This is a genomic window from Desulfopila sp. IMCC35008, assembly GCF_010646885.2.
Taxonomy (GTDB): domain Bacteria; phylum Desulfobacterota; class Desulfobulbia; order Desulfobulbales; family Desulfocapsaceae; genus Desulfopila.
On the sequence record NZ_CP050700.1, the window covers coordinates 14,270 to 32,294 of the forward strand.

18 protein-coding genes and 1 riboswitch are annotated in these 18,025 nt (G+C 50.3%); of the genes, 9 read left to right on the forward strand and 9 right to left on the reverse strand.

The genetic code is table 11. The features are described from left to right. Positions 1–7 precede the first annotated feature (7 nt). From mnmH to GA520_RS00100, 5 genes are all read left to right on the forward strand, one after another. Positions 8–1,075 (forward strand): tRNA 2-selenouridine(34) synthase MnmH, encoded by a 1,068-nt coding sequence (mnmH, locus tag GA520_RS00080; RefSeq protein ID WP_163336994.1) that lies wholly within the window; start codon positions 8–10, stop codon positions 1,073–1,075. A gap of 98 nt (positions 1,076–1,173) precedes the next feature. After that, a complete protein-coding gene (locus tag GA520_RS00085; protein WP_163336995.1) occupies positions 1,174–2,151 on the forward strand; it encodes an ABC transporter substrate-binding protein in 978 nt (325 codons plus the stop codon). Then, positions 2,073–2,975, forward strand: coding sequence for an ABC transporter ATP-binding protein (locus GA520_RS00090; protein ID WP_163336996.1), 903 nt, complete (start codon positions 2,073–2,075; stop codon positions 2,973–2,975). Before GA520_RS00085 ends, GA520_RS00090 begins: the two co-directional genes overlap by 79 nt. Next, the gene (locus GA520_RS00095; RefSeq protein ID WP_163336997.1) at positions 2,972–3,724 is read left to right on the forward strand and encodes an ABC transporter permease; all 753 of its coding nucleotides are present in this window, start codon (positions 2,972–2,974) and stop codon (positions 3,722–3,724) included. The genes GA520_RS00090 and GA520_RS00095 overlap by 4 nt, the downstream gene beginning before the upstream one ends. Before the next feature lie 17 nt (positions 3,725–3,741). Further along, positions 3,742–4,632 carry a 1,4-dihydroxy-2-naphthoate polyprenyltransferase gene (locus GA520_RS00100; protein WP_205749220.1) on the forward strand — a complete coding sequence of 297 codons (891 nt, stop codon included), beginning with the start codon at positions 3,742–3,744 and terminating at the stop codon, positions 4,630–4,632. Here GA520_RS00100 and GA520_RS00105 read toward each other — a convergent pair. Continuing rightward, positions 4,621–5,736: a DUF368 domain-containing protein gene (locus GA520_RS00105; RefSeq protein WP_163336999.1), complete on the reverse strand. Its 1,116-nt coding sequence runs from the start codon at positions 5,734–5,736 to the stop codon at positions 4,621–4,623. The genes GA520_RS00100 and GA520_RS00105 overlap by 12 nt on opposite strands. Positions 5,737–6,004: 268 nt before the next feature. Between GA520_RS00105 and GA520_RS00110 the strand changes: the two genes are divergently transcribed. After that, the gene (locus GA520_RS00110) at positions 6,005–6,637 is read left to right on the forward strand and encodes a response regulator transcription factor (protein WP_163337000.1); all 633 of its coding nucleotides are present in this window, start codon (positions 6,005–6,007) and stop codon (positions 6,635–6,637) included. Positions 6,638–6,659: 22 nt separating this feature from the next. Next, on the forward strand, positions 6,660–7,316 hold the full coding sequence (locus GA520_RS00115) for a GntR family transcriptional regulator (protein ID WP_163337001.1): 657 nt from the start codon (positions 6,660–6,662) through the stop codon (positions 7,314–7,316). Here the strand turns inward: GA520_RS00115 and GA520_RS00120 are convergent. From GA520_RS00120 to trpD, 3 genes are read right to left on the reverse strand one after another with little or no spacing between them, the layout of a single operon-like run. Then, positions 7,295–8,320 carry an alcohol dehydrogenase catalytic domain-containing protein gene (locus GA520_RS00120; RefSeq protein ID WP_163337002.1) on the reverse strand — a complete coding sequence of 342 codons (1,026 nt, stop codon included), beginning with the start codon at positions 8,318–8,320 and terminating at the stop codon, positions 7,295–7,297. The genes GA520_RS00115 and GA520_RS00120 overlap by 22 nt on opposite strands. Next, positions 8,317–8,535: a hypothetical protein gene (locus tag GA520_RS00125; protein ID WP_163337003.1), complete on the reverse strand. Its 219-nt coding sequence runs from the start codon at positions 8,533–8,535 to the stop codon at positions 8,317–8,319. Before GA520_RS00125 ends, GA520_RS00120 begins: the two co-directional genes overlap by 4 nt. Continuing rightward, on the reverse strand, positions 8,532–9,638 hold the full coding sequence (gene trpD, locus GA520_RS00130; protein ID WP_205749221.1) for an anthranilate phosphoribosyltransferase: 1,107 nt from the start codon (positions 9,636–9,638) through the stop codon (positions 8,532–8,534). Before trpD ends, GA520_RS00125 begins: the two co-directional genes overlap by 4 nt. A 212-nt stretch (positions 9,639–9,850) precedes the next feature. Continuing rightward, positions 9,851–10,067, reverse strand: a riboswitch (cobalamin riboswitch). A 217-nt stretch (positions 10,068–10,284) separates the two neighbouring features. Between trpD and GA520_RS00135 the strand changes: the two genes are divergently transcribed. After that, the gene (locus GA520_RS00135) at positions 10,285–10,665 is read left to right on the forward strand and encodes an iron-sulfur cluster assembly scaffold protein (protein WP_163337004.1); all 381 of its coding nucleotides are present in this window, start codon (positions 10,285–10,287) and stop codon (positions 10,663–10,665) included. A gap of 33 nt (positions 10,666–10,698) precedes the next feature. Here GA520_RS00135 and GA520_RS00140 read toward each other — a convergent pair whose 3' ends face one another. The 3 genes from GA520_RS00140 to GA520_RS00150 form a co-directional block, all read right to left on the reverse strand. After that, the gene (locus GA520_RS00140; RefSeq protein ID WP_163337005.1) at positions 10,699–12,831 is read right to left on the reverse strand and encodes a PAS domain-containing sensor histidine kinase; all 2,133 of its coding nucleotides are present in this window, start codon (positions 12,829–12,831) and stop codon (positions 10,699–10,701) included. A 298-nt stretch (positions 12,832–13,129) separates the two neighbouring features. Beyond that, positions 13,130–14,512 carry a PFL family protein gene (locus tag GA520_RS00145; RefSeq protein WP_163337006.1) on the reverse strand — a complete coding sequence of 461 codons (1,383 nt, stop codon included), beginning with the start codon at positions 14,510–14,512 and terminating at the stop codon, positions 13,130–13,132. Positions 14,513–14,549: 37 nt separating this feature from the next. Beyond that, positions 14,550–15,107: a glycine cleavage system protein R gene (locus GA520_RS00150; protein ID WP_163337007.1), complete on the reverse strand. Its 558-nt coding sequence runs from the start codon at positions 15,105–15,107 to the stop codon at positions 14,550–14,552. Positions 15,108–15,335: 228 nt separating this feature from the next. Here GA520_RS00150 and GA520_RS00155 point away from each other — a divergent pair, with 228 nt between their 5' ends. Next, positions 15,336–15,824 (forward strand): hypothetical protein, encoded by a 489-nt coding sequence (locus GA520_RS00155; protein WP_163337008.1) that lies wholly within the window; start codon positions 15,336–15,338, stop codon positions 15,822–15,824. A gap of 19 nt (positions 15,825–15,843) precedes the next feature. Here the strand turns inward: GA520_RS00155 and GA520_RS00160 are convergent, their stop codons facing one another. Together GA520_RS00160 and ilvA are read right to left on the reverse strand one after the other, a co-directional pair. Next, positions 15,844–16,353, reverse strand: coding sequence for a nitroreductase family protein (locus tag GA520_RS00160; protein ID WP_163337009.1), 510 nt, complete (start codon positions 16,351–16,353; stop codon positions 15,844–15,846). A gap of 129 nt (positions 16,354–16,482) precedes the next feature. Further along, a complete protein-coding gene (gene ilvA, locus GA520_RS00165; protein ID WP_163337010.1) occupies positions 16,483–17,991 on the reverse strand; it encodes a threonine ammonia-lyase, biosynthetic in 1,509 nt (502 codons plus the stop codon). Between the last annotated feature and the right edge of the window lie 34 nt (positions 17,992–18,025).

The window sequence follows — 18,025 nt, forward strand, 5'->3', positions numbered from 1 at the left end:
AGCCCGTATGAGGCGAAAGGCCGTTGATCTCATGGTGGAACAATCCCGGATATTAGGTGGTACAGACCGACAGATCCCTTTTGCTGAGGCAATGGCTACACAGTCGGTCATAATCGATGTGCGTTCGGCCAAGGAACACAAAGAGGGAGCACCGCCGGGCAGTATCAATATCCCTCTGTTTGATGATGATGAACGAAAACTCGTTGGTACCATTTATCGGCATGGGGGACCAAAACAAGCTGCTGACACCGGTTTTGAACTGGTTCAGTCGAAGCTCGATGAGTTTATTACCCTCTTTGAACCGTATCGGCAGAGTGACATCGGAGTCTTTTGTGCCAGGGGAGGTATGCGTTCACGCTCGGTGGTCAATCTTCTCAATGATTACGGTTTCACTGCCTGGCAGCTGCAGGGGGGATATAAGGAGTATCGGCACCTTCTGTTGGAGAAACTGGATGAATTCAGGCCCGGCCTGATCGTGCTCCACGGCCTGACCGGGACGGGGAAAACCCGGATTTTGCAAAGACTTGACCACGCCATCGATCTTGAAGGGTTGGCCCGTCACCGCAGTTCCCTGTTTGGGGCTCTCGGTCTCAAGCCACGCAGTCAGAAGAATTTCGACGCTCATCTCTATGATCTCATTCATACGCTGACCCAGGAACCATACTTCATTGAAGGGGAAAGCAGAAAACTCGGGAATATCTATTTGCCGGCGGGACTTGCCGGAGCAATGCAGCGTGGTCATCTTGTACTGATAACGGCGCCCCTTGAAAAACGTATTGACCGGATCGTTGATGACTATCCTGTTGACAATGAAAAGAAGGAACAGAAGATCATCGCTATTCTGAAAAAGCTGATTCCCCGGCTCGGCCATTTACGGGTGAATGAAATGTGCGGCATGGTTAAGAAACGGGAATTACGTGAGTTGGTGCGAATCCTTTTTCTCGAGTATTACGACAAACGTTACAGCAACAGTATGAGCGATTATCGTTACGAAGTGACGATAGATGCGGACAGCATTGATGAGGCGGCTGAAGAGCTCACCAGGTTCAGGCAAACTATTTTACAGGGACGGTGAATGCTGGAAGATGCATAATCGGTGTGTAAGCTGATACCGCCGAGATTATCTTTACCAGCTTGTTCTTATCGTAGAAATTATTTCTCTTAGGTAAACGTATGAAAAAAATACAACGTCATATGAAGATAGTTACACAATTGCTTACAGTACTTTTATTGATGAGCTTTCATGCATCCGGGATGGTTCAGGCAGCGGAAAACGAGAAGGATATGCTTAGGCTTGCCCTGCTGCCTATTCCGGATGTGTTGCCTGTTTATGTGGCCCAGGAAAAGGGCTATTTCAAGGAGGCAGGTATCGTTGTTGAACCGCTGCCGGTTGGCAGTGCAGTGGAGCGTGATCAACTGATGCAGGCCGGCAGGATAGACGGCATGATCAACGAGGTGTCCGGTGCCGCCCTTTTCAACAGGCAATCTCCTCAAATGCAGATCATCTCATATGCACGTATACCTGCCGAGAACGCCCCCCTCTTCCGGGTGCTTGCGGCCCCGGGTTCTAAGGTCAGTGAGGTAAAAGAACTGGCGCAGGTGCCCATCGGCGTCTCAAAAAACACAGTTATTGAATATATTACCGAACGGTTGTTGGAAAAAGGTGGTGTGCCGACTGCTGATATCGTAACCCGGTCTGTTCCTGTCCTGCCGGAGAGACTGCAGCTTTTGCTCGCCGGGCAGATACCGGCCGCTACCCTGCCAGATCCCTTGGGGTTTGCCGCTATTCAGGCTGGTGCCGTGGAGGTCGTAAGCGATCTTGAAGCCAAGGATCTCAGTGCCAGTGTTATTTCGTTTTCAATGCAGTCCATTTCAGAAAAAGAACAAACGGTCGCAAAGTTCATGGTAGCATGGGACAAGGCCGCCGCAGATCTCAATGCGGATCCGGAGTCTTTCAGGGCTCTGATGCTCAGTAAGATCCGTGTCCCCAAAAACGTCCGGCAAACATTTGCAATTCCTCCGATTCCAAGGGGGAAAACTGTTTCTCGTGATCAATGGGAGGATGCGGTGAAATGGTTGATTGCAAAGAAGATACTGAAAGAACCGGTCGCTTACGAAGACTCGGTTACCGATCGTTTCCTGATAAAATAGGGGCGGCACATCTTGTGATCAGGCTTGAAGGAATAAGCTATAGCTATGCGGAAGGCGGTGAACTGTTCAGTGATTTCTCCCTCCATATCGGACGTGGGGAGGCCTGGACGATCATCGGCCCATCCGGTTGTGGCAAGACCACACTACTCTCTCTGATCGCAGGCATGATCAGGCCGGTGGGCGGTCGCATTGTTATCGCGGGCGAGACGATTACCAGGGCCCGGCCGAGAACCGGCCTGGTCCTTCAGGACCACGGTTTGCTCCCGTGGGCCACGGTATTGCAGAATGCAAAGTTGGGCTTAAAGATCAGGGAGTATTACGGTCCCGATGGCGTGCATAGCCCCAAAGATATGGAAACGGACCGAACACGTCTTGAAAAGCGTGTTGACTATTGGTTGGAGTGGCTTGGTATTGCTGGATTCCGTGACAAATACCCCGCTGAACTATCCCGTGGACAAAGGCAGCGTGCCGCCATTGCCAGGACTTTGGTGCTGCAGCCCGACCTGTTGTTGATGGACGAGCCATTCTCAGCCCTCGATGCCCCAATACGTGAGGAGCTGCAGAAGGTCATGAACACCTTTCATGATGAATCGGGGCTTACATCCGTTACGGTTACCCACGATATTGAAGAGGCAGTTGTACTTGGGCAAAAGATCCTTGTTCTTGGTAACGGCAACAATCGTAACCCTGTTATTATTGACAATCATCTCTCCGGTTCAGTTGATAAAAGAAACGATTCGGAATTCCGGGACAGCTGTTCCCTCCTTCGCTCAAAACTTGCTGGCTGGAATACGGCGGATACGAACGGGGCCATGCTGACATGAAAAAAAGAGTGACTATAACTGGAACCCTGGTCGGGGTGGTGATGTTTTTTGCACTCTGGCAAATGGCGGCAATGCTGCTGAACAGGCCGATACTGCCTTCCCCCATTGTCGTTGTACCGCTTTTCTGCAGCGCCATTTTCGGAGAGCTGGGGCTTCATTTCCTGGCCAGCAGTGGTCGGGTACTTGCGGCTGTTTTCCTGGCAACGATAACGGCCGCCCCGCTTGGGCTGGCCCTGGGTCAGATGCCAAGGGTTGACAGGCTGGTCGCCCCATTGATCGCCATTATTTATCCCATTCCGAAGATCATTTTCCTGCCGGTTATCTACGTGCTGATGGGGATCTCCGATGTGTCGAAAATTACCCTTATCGCTATCATTATCTTTTTCCAAATCCTGGTGGTGGTTCGGGATGAAGCTGCAGGACTACGAAAGGAACTGATCCTTTCGGTTAAGTCGTTAGGAGCGGGACGCAGGGCTTTGTTTCGCTGGGTGTATCTGCCTGCATCACTTCCCGCAGTGTTGACAGCCCTTCGTGTATCGGTGGGAACGGCGGTCGCCGTCCTGTTTATCGCGGAACAGTCGCTGACCCAGTACGGCCTCGGTTATTATATCGTGGTGGAGACCTACCAAGTGTTGCTTTATCCGGAGATGTATACGGGAATCATGGGCATGGGATTGCTTGGTGTATCCCTCTATTTTGTTATATATTCGATTGAGCTAAAGGTCGGAAAACACTTGTATGTTGGATGAGAGGAGGAGTGCAGGCCTTGAGTGAAAAGAAGATTTCCAGTTTTCAGCTGTGGCTGATGGCCATACGTCCGAAGACCCTTCCTGCTGCTGCGGGACCTGTTCTTGTCGGAACGGCGGTTGCCCTGTTTGCTGGCGGCTTCAGGCTGTTCCCCGCCCTGGCTGCATTTCTGGTAGCCCTTTTGCTGCAGGTTGCCGTTAACCTGGCAAATGACTATTTTGACGCAAAGAATGAGATCGACTCTGAGAAAAGGCTCGGTCCGGTACGAGTTACCCAGTCCGGACTTATTCCGGCAGCGCATGTGAAGATGGGCATGGTCCTCTGCCTGGTTGTTGCAGGCCTAATCTTTTGTTATCTTGCTGTTGTCGGCGGGTGGTTGATGCTCCTTGTTGCCGTTGCTTCGGTTTGTGGTGCCCTGGCATATAGCGGCGGGCCGTATCCGCTCGCTTCCCATGGTCTTGGCGAGCTGTTTGTTTTTATATTTTTTGGTCCTGTGGCGGTCTGTTGTACCTACTATGTGCAGGCTGGCCGGTTTTCGTCTCTATCGCTGGTTGCTTCTTTTGTTCCGGGGCTGCTCATCACTGCAATCATGGTTATTAACAACCTCCGTGATATCCCTACTGATGCTCCATCGGGTAAAAACACCCTTGCAGTCAGGTTGGGCAGGAGGAATACTGTCTGGTTCTATAGGCTGCTCCTTCTGCTGTGGTACGCAGTTCCCCTCTATCTTCTGGCAGCCGGTGTCGGTGGCCCGATGCTACTGCTCTCCCTGATCAGTGGGCCAATGGCCTTTGTGTTGTTTCGTGAAGTCGAATCGGCTGTCGGAAGTGAACTCAACCAGACCTTGGCAAGAACTGCCCAGTTCTCCCTTTTTGCCAGCCTGCTTTTTTCAATTGGTTTAATTCTCTGAGCCTGCTGCCTTTGTATCGCTTCGTACAAAGAGGAACATGGTGATGAGCCCAGCGCCAACGGCAGTTGCAGCCAGCAGCAGTGTCGTTGTGTCTTGCGGCAGGATATTCGCGTTGGAATAGACGATGTGGTTGGTGATCTTTTCCACTCCACTCCCTTCCTTGATATAGAACTCGGGTATGACGTGGGCCTGCTTGAAGGGCCAGAGAGAGTAGAGTGAGCCGATGATAAGGCCTATCAGAAAGGCAATCATCCGATCATGGAACCGAGTAAAGGCGAATTGTATAATCCGTGCAAAACTGAGTAGGCCAAACGCGATTCCTGCTGCCATGCAACTGAGGAACAGCAGGTCGTCGAGTAGCAGGGCGCGGATATTGGCCACAGCAGAGATCACCGCAAAATACTGGTTTAAGAGGATGAGGACCAGAGAGCCGGAAATACCCGGGAGTACCATGGCTGATATGGCGAGAGTCCCGCAAAAGAAAATGTAGATATACTCGCCTGTGCTGTATTTCTCGATATAGGCGAACCGGGTGCCCTTCGTCTCATCCGTTTGCTGTAAGGTTTTTGTGGTTTGCTCCAGGTATTTTTGTTCGAGCAGCTGGGATTTGTTGAGAGCCTTGTCATAAGGATTTACTGCGGCGGTGACTCCTACGGTCAGTATTATGCCAATCAGGGCTGGGATGAACAGCGAAGCGCGTGGCGATTTGAGCATTCGCCAGGGAACGATGACGGAGAGAACTATAAGGCCGAAAAAATAGCCGTACGTGTAGGTGAAATAGTTGAGCAGCAGGAATTTCATCATTGAAGACATAGCCAGGATGCAGGTGAGGGTGCCCAGCAGCAGGACCGTCATGAAATGGTAGTCGTTCTCTTTGAGGTGGGAGAGCAGTTTTTTTCCCTTTGTTGCTGAAAACCCACTGGTAAACCAGTCAGATAGCAGGCGGAAAAGTTCCAATAAAGTCCTGATGCCAAGGCGGTTCAGAAAGGTGATTAACCGCTCGTACACGCCGAGTATAAGGGCAAATGTCCCACCTGAAACGCCGGGGATCAAGTTTGCCAGACCGATGAGGAAACCTGTAACAAAATCACGCAACCAATTCATGAAGTAAACCTTTCGTCAACTCGTCTGGCTCAGATGTTGGCCAGGCTGTTGTCGTCTTTTTGAGTGCCTTGTCACTCTTCGAAACTATGTGACAAGAAGCGTAGTGTAAAAAGACGGTACTATACCCGGTGAGGACTATCAGTAAAAGTTTTTTCGTTGAGGCCTTGTGGCGAGTGGTCTTGCGAAAAAGATATGCCAATCGGATGAAAATAGGGTACCTTGAAGGTATACTGGCAGGGCAAATCCTGCCTGGGACAGGGATGCAAGTTTGAACGTATTTCGCATTACCGGAGTGGTTGTTAACAATCTGCAAGGAGGATGTGAGGCGGTGAAACTGTTAATAGCGGAAGATGAGTATACCACCAGGTTGACAGTTCAGGTTGTTCTGGAGCAGTGGGGGTACCGTGTCGATAGTGTTGAAGACGGTACGGCTGGCTGGGAGATACTCCACAAGCCGGATGGGCCACAGATCGCAATCCTGGACTGGGAAATGCCCGGCATAGATGGGTTGGAACTCTGCCGCAAAGTAAAAACGTTGGAACGGCGAACACCGGTTTACGTGATCCTTTTGACAGGAAGGGATGCCCAGGTCGATATCCTGAAAGGGTTTGATGCAGGTGCCGATGATTATATTGTCAAGCCTTTTGATGAAAATGAACTGCGGGCGCGGGTAAGGGTGGCGGAAAGACTGGTCAGCATACAGGAAGAACTGGCGATCTCTAATGATGAGTTAAAAACTGTCCTCGATCATGTGGAGATGCTACAAGGCAATTTCCCGATCTGCAGTCGCTGCATGAAGATCGAAAATTACGACGGAAGCTGGAAAACCATAGAAGAATACGGAAAGGCACAGGACGATCCACGTTTTAGTTATACTATTTGTCCGGAATGCCTGGATTAGCAGTGGAGAAAAGGGTCCTGGAGTGTCGATAGATCGTGCAACATACAAAGACTATGTGCTCAAGCACCTTTACACTGCACTGAAGGAAAACCGATACCGTCCCGGTGACCGGCTGACTGAGAGTTATATAGCCGAAGAACTTGGCATAAGCAGGGCACCGATTCGTGAGGCCCTGGCAGAGCTTGTCAGTAGTGGCCTGCTCTTTCATAAACCACAGATCGGTACTTTTGTTGCTTCGATGTCTCCGCGGGAGATAATTGATAGTTATGAAACCCGAGGCGTTGCCGAGGGTTTTGCTGCCCGTGAGGCGATGGGGTTTATCGACGAGGAGATATTGAGTGAACTTGAGCGGATGGCGGAGCTGATGGGGCAGTATGCCGTTAAGAACATGCAGCACAGGCTCATTGATATCGGCCGTGATTTTCATGAAACGATTTACGGTAAATGTGATAACATTGCTGTTGTCCAGCTAACGGATAACCTTCGGTTGAAAATTGGGCTGCTCTTTTACCGGCATTGGGGTGAGGTATACAGCCCTGATGAGATCAGGAGCAGACATCTTGATATTGTAAATGTCTTGAGGCTGCAAGATCCCAATCGGGTAGAACAGGTGATCAGGGAGCATTATATTGAAACAGGGAGGAAGGTCGCTGCCATCTATAACTTGAATTCCTCCTGAGACTGTTCTTCTTCTTTTCTTAATCTACTGAAATCGATCAGGTATTTAAGGGCCATTCCATCGGCCACTTTCTCCATTACTGCCGGCACTTCCTCAGGTTTGAGGGTCTTTTCCAATAAAAGTTCCAGTTTTTTGCCGTGGGATCTGCAGAAGTCAACAGCCTCAACCATATGTGTCCGGCGCGGCCCATAGGTGCCGAATAAGGCTATCTCGTGGTAATGAAGGAGGTTGAGGGTGTCTGTGTCCAGGGTGTGCGTTTTTTGCAGACCGGAAAAAAAGCCGAGACGACCTCCCTTTCTCAACTGTTGGATGCAGTTTCTAAATGCCTGGATGGCGTCGCAGCAGTTGATGGCGATATCGAAGCCATTGTCGGTAACGTTTTTGACAGTGTCTATTCCGTTCACCATGCAGAACGGTGTGGTCTGCTTTCTTTTAAGCTCATTTTTTTCTACCACCGTAACTTTTACCTCTCTCGTGGAGCAGGCGAGTGCGGTTATCAGGCCGACTACTCCTCCACCGTGAATGACCACCCTTTCTCCTTTTTGCAGGTCAATCCGGTTGAGGCAGTTCAGTACGCAGGCGACTGGTTCAGCAAAACAGAGCAATCTTGCATCTTCCATATGGCCAGCAGGGATGAGGGATGAATCCGCAGCGTCTATATACGTGCTGAATCCGCCATCAGTGTGGAAACCTGTAATTTTCATACTGTCACAGAGATTATCCCGGCCCGAAAGGCATGCCTGGCACAGACCGCAGTTGTGACCAGGCCAGATGGTGAAAAGGTGGCCGGTGACAGGGTCCTGCGCTGCTATTTCATGACCGGGAACCCGGGGCAGGATAAGGTCTCTGTGCCCGCTTTTCCACATCTTTCCGTCAGTACGGCAGATGGCGCAGTAGAGAACCTCAAGCCTGCGAAATCCGGCTGGCAGGGGCGGAAGTTCGCTAACAGAGACCAGGCGTAGTTGTTTTTCACCGACAAGTCGGAGTTGTCTGGCGTGTATCACGTTGGGAATGGCTCTTCGGTAATAATGAGTTTAACGATTCGTGCATTTGGCAGGCTTTCGCCCTGCAGGCGGAGCAGTTGCTGCCTGACATAGTCTGCCCGTTCTATCGGGAAAACACTCGCCTTGGCCATAGTGCAACGTTCTGTGTGGCTGTCTTGCAAACGGAAAAAGTCGTTGTCATCCCTTATCGCCAGAAGTTCTGTTTTGCCTGTCACTGTAAGACCTCTGTGGTGAGTCTTTGAAAATGGATTTTTCCTTCAGACGGGCTGCGGTTCTGACACTCCACCCATTTCTCGAGCTGGTCCAGTGCCTTACCTTTATCAATGATGTCGGCAGCAAGTTCGACACCTTCGGCTACGGTGGGTGTAAGCTCGCGTAGTTGAAAGATGAGGGCGCTGTTGAGCAGTACGGCATCCCTTGCTGCCCCGTTGCTCCTGCCAGCCAGAAGTGAGACCATATGGGAAACCCTTTGCTGAGGGTCCCGGGAAGGGAGGAGTCCTTCAGGGGGATGTTTTTGCAAACCACTGTCTTCAACTTCCAGGGAAAATTGGTGTAATTCACCGTTTTTCAACTGTACACAATGAGTCGTGCCGCAGACAGACGCCTCATCCATGCCTCTATCGCTGTTGTCGATGGCTCCGTAGACAACTATGCCGTTATGGTAGCCGATGGAGCGCATGACCCGGGCTACCGGCATGAGCAATTCCTTGCTGTAAACACCCCGTACCCCGTTCTTAGGCAGGGCAGGGTTGGCCAGAGAGGCGGCAATATTGAGTGGTGAGCCGAATCGAATCTGGGAGAGAATCCTGCCGAGAGCCATTGGGTGAACAGCAGGACTCATGCCGTTGAATAGACCTATACCACTTTTTTCGATTGAGTTGGCTACTGTTTCTACACCGCATTCCACATCAACGCCGAGCAGTTCCGCCATATCAACTGTTCCGCAACTGGAGGTGATGGCCCTTGCGCCATGGCGGGCAATTTTGACCCCGCCCGCTGCTGCGACAATAGAGGCGGCTGTGCTGATGTTAAAGGTCTTGAAACTGTCCATACCGGTGCCGCAATTATCCACAAGTTCCTCTTTGCAGGCAAGGTCAACCTTGCAGGTATCAAGTTCATATACAGCTTTCCAGCCACCGGCAACTTCCTCCTCGGTCTCCCCTTTGGCGGTAAGTGCTGCCAGAAAAGCACCCTGCTGCATCTCGGAAACCTCGTTCGCAAGCATCATATAAAAGGCCTGATACGCTTCTTCCCGGCCTAGATTATTCTTTTGTATCAGTTTAGTGATAGTCTGTCCGAAACGGGTATTGCTGTCCATAATCCTTTCCATATTGATAAAAAGGGTCGACAACAGGTGCTTTTCATAATGTGTCGACTTGTTATAAACGGGAAGAACAGGAAAAAAAAGATAGATCCGATGCTCCCCGTACCGTTACCATGCACTTCCTCTAGCCTCCGGAACCTCAGCGGAGAGAGCGCACTGCTTTTCGATACGAAGAACCTCCAGTGGTTAACTTCGGCAGCGATATGGGAAATATCGACAGAACAGGCAGGCTTTCTGACTCACGAAGTATTCTGCAGACAGCCACCTTCCCAGGGGGGACCCAGTGGTCAGCGTGAAAGCATCGACACGATAACTCGCGTCGGCCGTCGGCCTTCGTTAACAGCAATGACTGGCTTGTACCGGGTTCGCACCGGTTTTCCTCTTAGCATTTTCAAAAAATGCACCTGTCCTGTCTTTATACCTGCCTGGTGAGCATAGAGCAAGATTTTGGAACCGGGAAAAGAAAGAAAAATCTGAGTTCTTTACTTCCCCATATAAGGTGTACCCGGTCTTCAGGTAAAAAAAAATAGGTCAATCGGTGAACACTGGAAAAATGAGCGCGAGTATCGGAATAACTTGAAATCGTCTCTTTAAAGTCGTTAATAAGAGGTACTACATTTTTTTAACAGAGGGTGGAGTAATGCAAGATCATTCGGATACATTTAAAGTGATGGTCGCCAACCTGGAGCGGTTCAGGAGGGTTGATGTCCCAGACGGATATGGCATAAAGAAGGGGGATTGTGGCGATATTGTAGAGATATACCTGCGGATTGACGCAGATGTGGTAAAAGAGGTTTCTTTCCAGGTAGCCGGTTGTCTCAATACTTTTGCCTGTGCAAATGCTGTATCGTATCTGGCTGAGGGCAAGGAAGTCGGCGATTGTTGGCAGATCAGCCCTGAGTTGATTGTCGCCGTTCTTGAGTCACTGCCTGATGATCATCACCACTGCGCTGAACTTGCTGTGGGCACATTTTATCTTGCACTCAATAATTACAATCGAAAGCAATCGGTTCCTTCATAGGCTGGAGCGGGCAAGCGAGCGCGGCAAGTCTTGCTACGGTTCATTCTTCTGGTCCAGTGTCTGTCTGATTTTTTTGAGAAAATCGGCCATCTGGAACGGTTTGAAGAGAAATCCTTCCGCCCCGAGTTCTGTCGCTTGCTGGATCGATTCGGTGGGTGTGTACCCGCTGGCAACCAGCACCAGACAATTCGGATCAAGATGTTTGAGTTGTTGTATACACTTGAAGCCCCCCATTCCGGGCATATTCAGATCCATTATGATGATATCGATAGAATCACCTCTCTTCTTGTAAACCTCCAGCCCTTCTTCACCGCTTGAGGCTGGAAAAACGGTATAGCCGTAGTTGACCAGCATTTCGGTACCGATTTCACGAATTGTACTTTCATCGTCAACCAGTAATACCGTTTCTGTGCCACCTGTTATGGGAAGTTCATCCCTGTCGGTGACGGCGATTTGCTGTTGTTGTGGAATGGCCGGGAAATAGATACGAAAACAGGTTCCTTTTCTTTTTGTACTGGTGCATTCAATAAACCCTCCATGTCCCTGGACGATCCCATAAACGGACGATAAACCGAGTCCGGTTCCCTTGCCGGTTTCCTTGGTGGTGAAGAAAGGGTCGAAGATTCTTTTGATGGTCTCCGAATCCATGCCGATACCGGTATCGAAGACTTGAAGCAGGACGTTTTGGCCCTCCTTGGCTCCGAGATGTGCTGCGCAGAAGATGGGGTCAAGGGTAACGTTGGTGGTGGTGATTGATAGGGTTCCTCCTTCGGGCATGGCGTGACTTGCGTTGATTGCGAGATTAAGCATGATCTGCTCAATCTGGACAGGATCACCTTTGATATGATTGAGATCAGGGTCAAGCTTCATGTCAATATTGATCATTTTTGGAATAGTTCTGTCCAGCATGCGTCTTATCTGCACAATTTCCTTGTTGAGATTGAGCGGTGCCAGGTTGCTTTCAATCTTCCTGCTGAAGGTAAGAAGTTGCTGAATAAGATCGGCAGCCCTGCGGGAGGCCCTCTCAATGCCTTTGAGTTTTGTGGAGTCTTCACCTTTTTGCTGGAATTCGAGAAGCAGCAACTGGGTGTAGCCGGAGATTGATTGGAGAAGGTTGTTGAAATCGTGGGCAATACCTCCGGCTATATTGCCGACTGCTTCCATCTTCTGGGCCTGGACCAACTGTTCCTGAAGCAGTTTGTTTTTGTTTTCGGCCTCAACCTGGTCGGTTATATCAAGGACCAGGGAGGCAACACCGATAATGTTCCCTTCGGTGTCGGAAAGAGGGGTGTTGTACCAGTCGCAGGTCTTGATCTTGCCACTTTTGGTACGGTTGCTGTTGACCGAGCGGGTTCCTCCTGACTGTTCTATCAAATTTTGCCAGATCTGTTCAATTTCTTTATCTCCTGAATCGGGCAGGATGGTACCAAACGGTGATTCTCCAAGCATCTCGGCACGTGAAAATTCAAATATTTTTTCCGCTGCTTTGTTCCACTCGATGACCTTAAAATCCGGCGACCATTCAACAACAGCCAGTGGGGTGTGGCGAACATGCAGTGAAAGGCGCTGGGCCTGGAACTTCAACTCCTCCTGGGCGCGTTTTCTCTCCTGTATTTCAGATTCGAGTTCAGCGGTTCTCTGTTGGACACGACTCTCCAGAAGCAATTTCGCATCGAGCAGTTTGAGATAGAGGGCGATACCATTGAGCAGGAGGATGATGCAAAACAAAATGTAGAGATAAATATAAATGGCCCGGCAGGGCCAGATGACATTGATGGTGCCGATAACCTTTTCGTTAAAAGTGATGTCTGATTGTAATCGGTGCCTATGTATCAGTTTTGTGGTAGTGAAGAGTTGTTCCAGGGGCGAGACTGGTTTTCCCTCAAGTCGTAAAAAGACCCTGTCATACTCGTCCCGGACCGTGATCTTCTGGTAACCGTTAGCGTCCATGGAAAGTTTGAGGTAATCCAGCGGGGTCAGCTTGTCATAATTCCAAAGTGAGGCGCTTATGACCTTGGCATGATTCGCGACCCGGAGAGTTTCCTTGTCGATAAGCCTCGTTTTATACCAGTAAGCAAATAGCGCAAAGAGGGACAGCAGAACCGCCAGCAGGATAAACATAGTTGTCTTGCTGTGCAGGTGTTTTCTGGTAAATTCTTCTGGCACAGGCCGCTCCTAGGTGGTCGGGCTGTTTAAAAACTGAGCGACAAATAGCAAAAGGGTGAATCCCGTTGCGTATCTTCTCATGTTCGTTCTGGCTGCGGATTGCCTATTGGAATTGCAGATTGGGTAACCCTGCCGTGTTATCCACACCTAATCCTAGCGTGAAATAGTTGTATATTCAAGAACCCACACTTTTTTTGCAGGATAGGTGGGTGAAGATGGGGGGCGTCGGGCAGCTCCTGTACTGTTTGCATTGGTGCGGCAGGGCTGCCCTGAGTATTCATGACTGGTTCTGGGAAGGTTAATTCTTGAAGCTGTGGATCGGTGCTGGTATCCGTCCGCCCCAGGCGATGAAGCGTTTTGATTTACCGACGTTTCGTATTTCCATGATAGGGCTTGCGCCAAAAAGGCCACCGAAGCTAACATAGTCGCCCGCTTCCATCCCGGGGACAGGAATGAGTCTCGCCGCTGTTGTTTTATGGTTCACCATACCCAGCGCCATTTCATCAGCGATGATGGCCGAGATCGTGTCCGCATCAACAGAGCCCGGTATGGCCACCATGTCGAGGCCGACCGAGCAGACACAGGTCATGGCTTCAAGTTTCTCAAGGCAGAGGGCACCTTCCCCCACCGCATCGGCGAGTACCGAATCTTCCATTACCGGGATAAAGGCACCGCTTAAGCCGCCAACGTTCTTACTGGCAAAAATACCGCCTTTTTTTACGGCATCGTTGAGCATGGCCAGGATGGCCGTGGAGCCGGGTGCGCCAACGGCATCTACACCGAGTATTTTGAAAATCTCGCCCACGCTGTCCCCGACTGTTGGTGTGGGGGCCAAAGAGAGGTCGACTACACCAAATTCAATTCCAAGAGATTTGGAAACCTGACGGCCGATCAGCTCACCGCAGCGGGTGACCCGGAAGGTTGTTTGCTTGATCTCTTCGGCAATTTCATCAAGGCGAAGGTCGGAACTGCCATTATGGTCGTCGATCAATCGCTCCAGCGAGCGGGCGATGACACCGGGGCCGCTGACGCCGACGTTGAGTACTGCATCCGCTTCTTCCAGGCCGTGAATAGCGCCTGCCATAAAAGGATTGTCTCCGGGCTGGTTGCAGAACACCACAAACTTGGCAGCTCCGAAACCGTTCTGTTCTTTGGTTTTCTCTGCGACATCCTTGATGGTATGGCCCATCATGGCCAGGGCGTCCATGTTGATGCCTTTCTGGCTGGTGCCGATATTGATGGATGCACAGACTTTTTCCGTCTGGGCGAGAGCTTCCGGTATTGACTTGATGTATTCCTTATCCGTTGCGGTCATCCCTTTTTCTACCTGGGCGGAAAAGCCACCTATGATATCAATGCCCACGGCGGTTGCAGCTCTATCGAGACTTTTGGCAATTTCGACAAACCCATTGGCATCAAAACCTGAACCGACAAAGGCCACTGGGGTTACCGAAATTCGCTTGTTGACCACAGGGATACCGAGATTCCGGCTGATGGAGTCACAGGTGGCAACGAAATTGCCTGCATAACCGGTTATCTTCTCTTCAATTTTCGCACAGGTCTCTTCCACACTGCCGCCCCGGCATTCAAGCAGGCTGATACCCATGGTGACGGTTCGAACATCCAGGTTTTCCTTCTGGATCATTTCAACGGTGGCAAGAATCTGGTCGGATCGTAACATTTGCTGCTCCTGTTAAGGCGGGGCTGTTAGGTAAAACTCAGTGAAGTGTAATTTCGTTTGTGGCCTTGAAGATGTCGTTGTGCTGCATCATCACAGTCAAACCGCTCTCTTTTGAGAACTCTGTCAAGGCGTCCTGAATGGCACTAACGGATTCGACTTGTGAGAGATCGAGTTGCAGAACCATGGTGTATTTATCTTTCCGCAAGGTGGTAGCCAGGTCGTGGATGTTGATATTGTGGGAATAACAGAACTTTGAGATGGAGTAGACGAGGCCACTCTTGTTCTGGCCCTGAACGGTCATGATGTACGTCTCATCAGGCAACTTATACTTGCTGATATCGATTGGTTCGCTCATGACCTTGATGGAAACCTCAAACTTGACCGGTGTGTTGATATGTGAGATTTCGGCCAATACATCTTCCGGTGTTACATGCTCGTCAAAGGTGGCAATGAGGATCATTGTCAGGTAGCCGCAGAGTACCGACTGGTTGAGGTCTGCAAGATCACCGTCAAGCTTGTAGATGGCTCCTGTGATATCTGCAATTACTCCCGGCCTGTCCTTTGACATGACAGAAAGTATCATTTGCTTTTTCATTAAAAACTGCTCCTTAAATTCTGTTGAATCGCCTGGCTTTTGGTTATGACTACAAGGTGAGCCTGTTATAAGTGAACCGTCAATATTGCCTTGTTTCTGTGGAATGGGCAAGGCAATTATCATGTCAGTAGTATTCTTTTGCCAGTAAAGTTTGCGTGAACTATTCAGAAACATTAACATCTTGAAAAAGAGGACGTCGGTAAGTGAAACAAAATGGAGGATACCGGTATGAAAAGGCTGACCTACTGTGTATTTTTGCTGGTTATGGGGCTTAGTGGTTGTGCTGACAGGCAATTTTTAGCTGTTCGGGTCAATCATGAGGTGGAACGGGTTTTCCGTGAAGGGACGATGCTGCCGAATTATACTTACTACTATAATGGACCGGAAAATGAGCCCATTGCCCTGCTTGCCCTTGATAAAAGGTATCAGCTCAATTCTGAATTCTGGACGAGGTGTGAGGAAAATGATGCCAGGTATCCTGGCTGGATAAAGGAGTTCATAAGGTTGAACGGGGATTTTGACGATATAAACTATGTACGAATCGACTATAAGGGGAATGAGATCCTGTCGGAGACCAATGAAAGGATCGGCATGGTGTATTCGCGCTACGACTGGATAGTCACCTGGCGCGGCGAGGGCAACGAACTGATTATACCGCCGCCGCAACCGAGCACGAGCCAGCACCCATCGCATATGATGAGGCGTAGGTCGCTCTGAAATGATCCCCGGATAGAATTTACCAGCCGTTTTCGTGTATGCGTTCCGGCTGGAATCTGTTCATTACCTTGAACTCGCCGTCGGGCCAGCCGATCGGGATGATGGCAAAGGGGATAATGTTTTCTGGTATGGAGAATAACTTCCGCGCCCCTGTCATTCGGTCTTCTTCAGGGTAGACACCTGTCCAGACTGTACCGAGCCCGAGGTCGCGTGCGGCAAGCAACAGGTTCTGGGCGGCAGCGCTGCAGTCCTGTACCCAGAAAGTGGGCCATTTAACTCCTTCCGGTTCGCCGCAGATGATGATTGCTGCCGGGGCCTTTGTGATCATTTTGCAATAAGGATGAAAATTCGGGACCCTGGCCATTTTCTCCTTGTCTGTCACTATGATAAAGTGCCATGGCCGCTGGTTGCCGGCTGACGGAGCCTGCATGGCAGCTTTGATGATCTTTTCCAGCGCATCTCTCGGTACCGGTTTATCGGCAAAACTCCTTATGCTTCTTCTGGTCTCTATTACTTCGAGCAGTTCCATTTCCTCGGCCTCCTCATTTTCTGTTTTCTAATCTGATTGTGGTAACTCATCAAGTCGCACTTTGATCCTGAATGGAATACTGACTTTCAGGATCAAACTGGTGCTGCGGTACATTGGGTGTTCTGTATATTACAGGAACATGGAATAGGCGGGATTACCTGTCTCCTCCACATATCTGTAGCCCAATTCGTCGAGCCGTTGGTACAGGGCATCATCGTCGCCATCCGGGCACTCCAAGCCAATCAGGACCCGGCCGAAGTCGCCTCCCTGCATTCGGTAATGAAAGAGGGAGATGTTGCGATGTCCGCGGGTTGCATCTAAAAAACGGGTGAGGGCGCCGGGGGTTTCAGGGAACCAGAACCGGAACAGTTTTTCATTTTTCACCTCAATGGATCGTCCTCCGACCATGTAACGGATATGGGTCTTGGCAAGATCGTTGTCGGTGAGATCGATATTGTCGTATCCGGCCCTATTCAGCTCCCGGCTGAATGTCTCCCGCTCTGAGCTGTCCCGTATGGAAATGCCAACGAATATCTGGGCTTTCGTTCGTTCCGCCAGCCGGTAATTAAATTCAGTGATATTTCGTTCGCCCACCAGGTCGTGACAGAACCTTTTAAGACTTCCTGGTTTCTCGGGGATGGTAACACCAAAAAGGGCTTCATGTTTTTCACCGATTCGAGTCCGTTCGGCCACATATCGTAACCGTTCAAAATTCATGTTTGCGCCGGAGTTGATGGCGATGAGGGTTTTGCCTGTACATCCACTGTCCCGGACATATTTGATTAATCCTGCCATGGCCAACCCACCCGCAGGTTCAACAATGGAGCGGGTGGCATGGTATACAGACTTGATACCGCTACATAGTTCGTCAGTGTCAACCCGGATGATGTCGTCCACCACGCGCTTGCAGAATTCAAAGGTTTTTTTGCCAACTTTTCTAACCGCCACACCATCTGCAAAAATTGAAACGGATTGAAGGTCAACCCGTTTTCCCTGTTCCAGCGATTGGGCCATGGCGTCGCTGTCCGACGGTTCGACGCCGATAATTTGTATATCCGGCTTGAGGGCCTTGATATAGGCGCCAATACCGCTGATGAGGCCACCACCCCCAACCGGCACAAAAACGGCATCGATAGTGCCGGGGTTCTGGCGGAGCAGCTCATCGGCGACGGTTCCCTGGCCGGCTATGACAAGTTCGTCGTCAAATGGATGGATAAAGACCATGCCGGTTTCCCGGATTAATTGTTCGGCATGGGCGGCAGCCTCCGAATAATTTGTGCCGTGCAGGATAACTTCAGCCCCATAGTTCCTGACCGCTGATACCTTGATGGCCGGTGTAGTAGCAGGCATGACAATAAGAGACCTGATAGACAGGAGTTTGGCTGAAAAAGCGACACCCTGGGCATGGTTTCCTGCGGAGGCGGCGATCACTCCACGTTGCATTTCCTCAGGGCTCAAGTGGGCGATCCGGTTATAAGCACCTCGGATCTTAAAAGAGAAGACTGGCTGGGTATCCTCTCGTTTCAAGAGAATCCTGTTTTGCAGAAGGGCCGAAAGTTCATTGGCTTCATCGAGCGCGGTTTCAACGGCGGCCTCATACACTTTTGAGGTGAGGATCTGTCGTACAATTTTTTGCATGGCTGGTTTATCTGGTTGCTGTCAATGCTGTCAG

What these genes read in the sequence shown, in the direction of transcription:
- mnmH (WP_163336994.1), top strand. Translation starts at nt 8, where the DNA reads ATGAGGCGAAAGGCCGTTGATCTCATGGTGGAACAATCCCGGATATTA.
- GA520_RS00085 (WP_163336995.1), top strand. Translation starts at nt 1,174, where the DNA reads ATGAAAAAAATACAACGTCATATGAAGATAGTTACACAATTGCTTACA.
- GA520_RS00090 (WP_163336996.1), top strand. Translation starts at nt 2,073, where the DNA reads ATGGTTGATTGCAAAGAAGATACTGAAAGAACCGGTCGCTTACGAAGA.
- GA520_RS00095 (WP_163336997.1), top strand. Translation starts at nt 2,972, where the DNA reads ATGAAAAAAAGAGTGACTATAACTGGAACCCTGGTCGGGGTGGTGATG.
- GA520_RS00105 (WP_163336999.1), bottom strand. Translation starts at nt 5,736, where the DNA reads ATGAATTGGTTGCGTGATTTTGTTACAGGTTTCCTCATCGGTCTGGCA.
- trpD (WP_205749221.1), bottom strand. Translation starts at nt 9,638, where the DNA reads ATGGACAGCAATACCCGTTTCGGACAGACTATCACTAAACTGATACAA.
- GA520_RS00135 (WP_163337004.1), top strand. Translation starts at nt 10,285, where the DNA reads ATGCAAGATCATTCGGATACATTTAAAGTGATGGTCGCCAACCTGGAG.
- GA520_RS00145 (WP_163337006.1), bottom strand. Translation starts at nt 14,512, where the DNA reads ATGTTACGATCCGACCAGATTCTTGCCACCGTTGAAATGATCCAGAAG.
- GA520_RS00150 (WP_163337007.1), bottom strand. Translation starts at nt 15,107, where the DNA reads ATGAAAAAGCAAATGATACTTTCTGTCATGTCAAAGGACAGGCCGGGA.
- GA520_RS00155 (WP_163337008.1), top strand. Translation starts at nt 15,336, where the DNA reads ATGAAAAGGCTGACCTACTGTGTATTTTTGCTGGTTATGGGGCTTAGT.
- GA520_RS00160 (WP_163337009.1), bottom strand. Translation starts at nt 16,353, where the DNA reads ATGGAACTGCTCGAAGTAATAGAGACCAGAAGAAGCATAAGGAGTTTT.
- ilvA (WP_163337010.1), bottom strand. Translation starts at nt 17,991, where the DNA reads ATGCAAAAAATTGTACGACAGATCCTCACCTCAAAAGTGTATGAGGCC.